Here is a 4,176-nt window from a genome sequence, read left to right on the forward strand (position 1 = left end):
AAAGCCAACAGAATCAACGATCTACCAACACCACCCCCGCGCCAGTGCTGGGTTTGCGTACCGCCAGTTATTGCACTGAAAACGAGGGGACCCCTTTCTGGGGTCATCTCAGAAAACGGAAAATAAAGCACGCTAAGCCGGTTGCAACGGTCGTAGCGGCCTGAACTTGCCCGCGCCGATCTTTGCGCTGCTGCGCCAGAGGTAATCGCCGGTCAGGTTGATGTGCTCCCAGCCGAGCGGCGACAGGTATTGCAATAGCGTGTCATCGACAGCATGCCCGTTGCCACGCAACGCATGTGCTGCGCGCTCCAAATAGACCGTGTTCCACAACACGACGGCCGCCGTGACCAGGTTGAGGCCGCTGGCCCGGTAGCGCTGCTGCTCGAAGCTGCGGTCGCGGATTTCGCCCAGCCGATTGAAGAATACGGCGCGGGCCAGCGCGTTGCGCGCTTCGCCCTTGTTGAGTCCGGCGTGGACGCGGCGGCGCAGCTCCACGCTTTGCAACCAGTCCAGGATGAACAGCGTGCGTTCGATGCGCCCCAGCTCGCGCAGGGCGACGGCTAAGCCGTTCTGGCGCGGATAGCTGCCGAGTTTCCGAAGCATCAGCGAGGCTGTCACCGTGCCCTGCTTGATCGAGGTGGCCAGCCGCAGAATTTCATCCCAGTGGGCACGAATAGCCTTGATGTTCAGCCTGTCGCTGCTAATCATCGGTTTGAGCGCGTCATAGGCGGTATCCCCCTTGGGGATGAACAGCTTGGTGTCGCCCAGGTCACGGATGCGCGGCGCAAAGCGGAAGCCCAGGAGATGCATCAGGGCAAAGACGTGATCGGTGAAGCCTGCCGTGTCGGTGTAGTGTTCCTCGATGCGCAGGTCGGACTCGTGGTACAGCAGGCCGTCAAGTACATAGGTCGAGTCGCGCACGCCGACATTGACCACCTTGGTGTGGAACGGCGCGTACTGGTCGGATATATGGGTGTAGAAGGTTCGCCCAGGGCTGCTGCCATATTTCGGGTTGATGTGACCGGTACTCTCGGCCTTGCTCCCGGTTCGGAAGTTCTGGCCGTCCGACGATGACGTGGTGCCGTCGCCCCAGTGTTCGGCGAAGGGATGCCGGAATTGGGCGTTCACCAACTCGGCCAGCGCTGTCGAATAGGTTTCGTCGCGGGTATGCCAGGCTTGTAGCCAGGCGAGCTTGGCGTAGGTCGTGCCGGGGCAGGACTCGGCCATCTTGGTCAGGCCCAGGTTGATCGCGTCGGCCAGGATGGTGGTCAACAGCAGATTTTTGTCCTTGGCCAGATCGCCCGATTTCAGGTGCGTGAAGTGGCGGGTGAAGCCCGTCCACTCATCGACTTCGAGCAGCAGTTCGGTGATCTTGACGTGTGGCAGGATCATGGCTGTCTGGTCGATCAGCGCCTGCGCGGTGTCGGGTACCGCCGCATCCAGCGGCGTGATCTTCAGGCCCGACTCGGTGATGATCGCATTCGGCAGGTCGTTGGCCGCTGCCATGCGGTTGACCGTGGCAAGCTGCGCTTCAAGCAGCGTCAGGCGGTCGTGCAGGTACTGGTCGCAGTCGGTGGCCACGGCCAGCGGCAATGCGCTGGACTGCTTGAGGCTGGCGAACTTCGCGGGCGGCACCAGGTAGTCCTCGAAGTCCTTGAACTGGCGCGATCCCTGCACCCAGATGTCGCCCGAGCGCAGCGAGTTCTTCAGCTCGGACAGCGCGCACAGCTCGTAGTAGCGCCGGTCGATACCCGCGTCAGTCATCACCAGCTTCTGCCAGCGCGGCTTGATGAAGTCGGTCGGGGCATCGGCAGGCACTTTGCGGGCGTTGTCGGTGTTCATGCCGCGCAGCACCTCGATGGCGTCCAGCACGTCCTTGGCGGCGGGCGCGGCTCGCAGCTTGAGCACGTCGAGGAATTCCGGCGCGTAGCGGCGCAAGGTGGCGTAGCTCTCGCCGATACGGTGCAGGAAATCGAAGTCATCGGGCTGCGCGAGCTTTTGCGCCTCAGTGACGCTCTCGGCGAAGGCATCCCAGGACATGACGGCCTCGATGGCAGCGAACGGGTCGCGGCCCGACTGCTTGGCGTCGATCAGCGCCTGCCCAATGCGCCCGTACAGGCGCACCTTGGCGTTGATAGCCTTGCCGGATGCCTGGAACTGCTGCTGATGTTTGTTTTTGGCGGCGTTGAACAGCTTGCCCAGGATGCGGTCGTGCAGGTCGATGATTTCGTCGGTGACCGTAGCCATGCCCTCGATGGCCAGCGCCACGAGAGTGGCGTAGCGCCGTTGCGGCTCGAACTTGGACAGGTCGGCAGGCGTCATCTGGCCGCCCTCACGGGCGATCTTGAGCAAGCGATTCTGGTGAACCAACCGCTCGCTGCCGGGCGGCAGATCGAGCGCCTACCAGGCTTTGAGGCGCTCAATGTGTTCGAGCATGTGGCGCGAGTTCGGTTTGGCGGGCGACTGGCGCAGCCAGGCCAGCCAGGTCGTCTTGCCGTTGTCGCGGCGTTTCAGCAAATCGTCGAGGCGATGCCTGTGCCCGTTCGACAATGGTTCGGACAGCGCTTCGTAGATACGCCGGTTGGCGCGGGTAATGGCCTCGGCACTGGCGCGCTCAATGGCGTTGAGTGCGGGCAGGATGATCGACTGCCGCCGCAGATGCTCAATCAGTGCACTGGCCAGCACGATGCCTTTGTCGGTTTGCATGGCCAGCTCGGTCAGCGTGTGCACGGCCTGCCGGTAGTGGCTCATCGTGAACGGCTGGAAGCCGAACACCGTTTGCAGTTCGACCAGGTGCTCGCGCCGGGTCTGCTCCCGCTGCCCGTAGTCGTCCCAGCTTTCGACGCCGACCTTGAGCTGGTCGGCGACCAGTTTCAGTAGGGGCAAAGACGGCGCCTGATCGACACCAAGGAAGATTCCGGGAAAGCGCAGGTAGCAGAGCTGGACGGCAAAGCCCAAGCGATTCGCAGGCCCGCGCCGCTGCCGGATAATGGAGAGATCGGTATCGCTGAACGTGTAATGTCGAATTAGGTCGTCCTTGGTGTCCGGCAACGCCAGCAGGCTTTCCCGCTCGGCGGCGGACAGTATGGAACGACGAGGCATATTTATTGATCCAATCTCAAGTATTGATACAGGGTCTCCCGGCTGACACCAAATTCACGTGCCAGCTTCGCTTTTTGTTCGCCGGCGGCGGCCCGCTGCCGCAGCTCGGCTACCTGTTCTGGCGACAGCGCTTTCTTGCGGCCCCGGTAGGCTCCGCGCTGTCTGGCGAGCGCGATGCCTTCCCTCTGCCGCTCGCGGATCAAGGCCCGCTCGAATTCGGCGAACGCCCCCATGACCGACAGCATCAGGTTCGCCATCGGTGAATCCTCGCCGGTGAAGGTCAGGCTTTCCTTGACGAACTCGATGCGCACGCCGCGCTTGGTCAGCTTTTGTACGAGGCGGCGCAAGTCATCGAGGTTGCGCGCCAAGCGATCCATGCTGTGAACCACCACGGTGTCGCCTTCGCGCACGAAGGCCAGCAGCGAATCAAGCTCGGGCCGCTGGGTGTCCTTGCCCGACGCCTTGTCGGTGAACACCCTGCCGACTTCGACATGCTCCAGTTGCCGCTCCGGGTTCTGGTCGAAGCTGCTGACCCGGACGTAGCCGATGCGTTGACCCTGCAAGATACCTCCAAATACGAAAGTGTCAGGAAGAAATCTATGACCTTTCGCCGCAGGTGTCAAGAAACACAAAAGTTAACTCTATTCTGACGTTGCTGGGTGGCTTCTCCTGACATCAGGATAGGGTATGCTTCAACCTGACGGCGTTGGGCCGCCAGCGGCAGGTGTAGTAACTGGTTCGGCTACGGCTTTAGCTCGGGCCTGAAAACGTTCATAACAATCGAGTCCACAAAAGTGTCGACGTATTCCGCGCCTTCCGGGGTGAAGGCAGCATCGAGCGGAATTTCCTTGCAGCACACGCAACAACTGGTGGTCGGTTCGTTGACGTTCATGGTGACACCCCTCCATCGCTTAACGAAGGCGGCGAATGCCGCCGCCGGCATCGGCTTGGCGAACAGGAAGCCCTGCACTGCGTCGCAGTCCGCTAGCCGCAACTGCGTGAGACTGGCCGGCGTTTCCACTCCCTCGGCTACCACTTCCATGCCAAGGCCGTGCGCGAGCTGGATCACCGCCC

The 4,176-nt window shown here is 62.1% G+C and carries 1 protein-coding gene and 2 pseudogenes; all 3 read right to left on the bottom strand.

Going from position 1 to position 4,176, the window contains the following annotated elements; translation table 11 throughout:
- Positions 1 to 132: 132 nt before the first annotated feature.
- Positions 133 to 3,102, bottom strand: a pseudogene (locus tag DBR23_RS23320) (Tn3 family transposase).
- A 2-nt stretch (positions 3,103 to 3,104) separates the two neighbouring features.
- The gene (locus DBR23_RS23325) at positions 3,105 to 3,665 is read right to left on the bottom strand and encodes a recombinase family protein (RefSeq protein WP_108499742.1); all 561 of its coding nucleotides are present in this window, start codon (positions 3,663 to 3,665) and stop codon (positions 3,105 to 3,107) included.
- A 129-nt stretch (positions 3,666 to 3,794) separates the two neighbouring features.
- Positions 3,795 to 3,994, bottom strand: a pseudogene (locus DBR23_RS31585) (DUF3330 domain-containing protein).
- Positions 3,995 to 4,176: the final 182 nt, after the last annotated feature.

Source organism: Acidovorax sp. HMWF018, from assembly GCF_003061035.1.
Taxonomy (GTDB): domain Bacteria; phylum Pseudomonadota; class Gammaproteobacteria; order Burkholderiales; family Burkholderiaceae_C; genus Acidovorax; species Acidovorax delafieldii.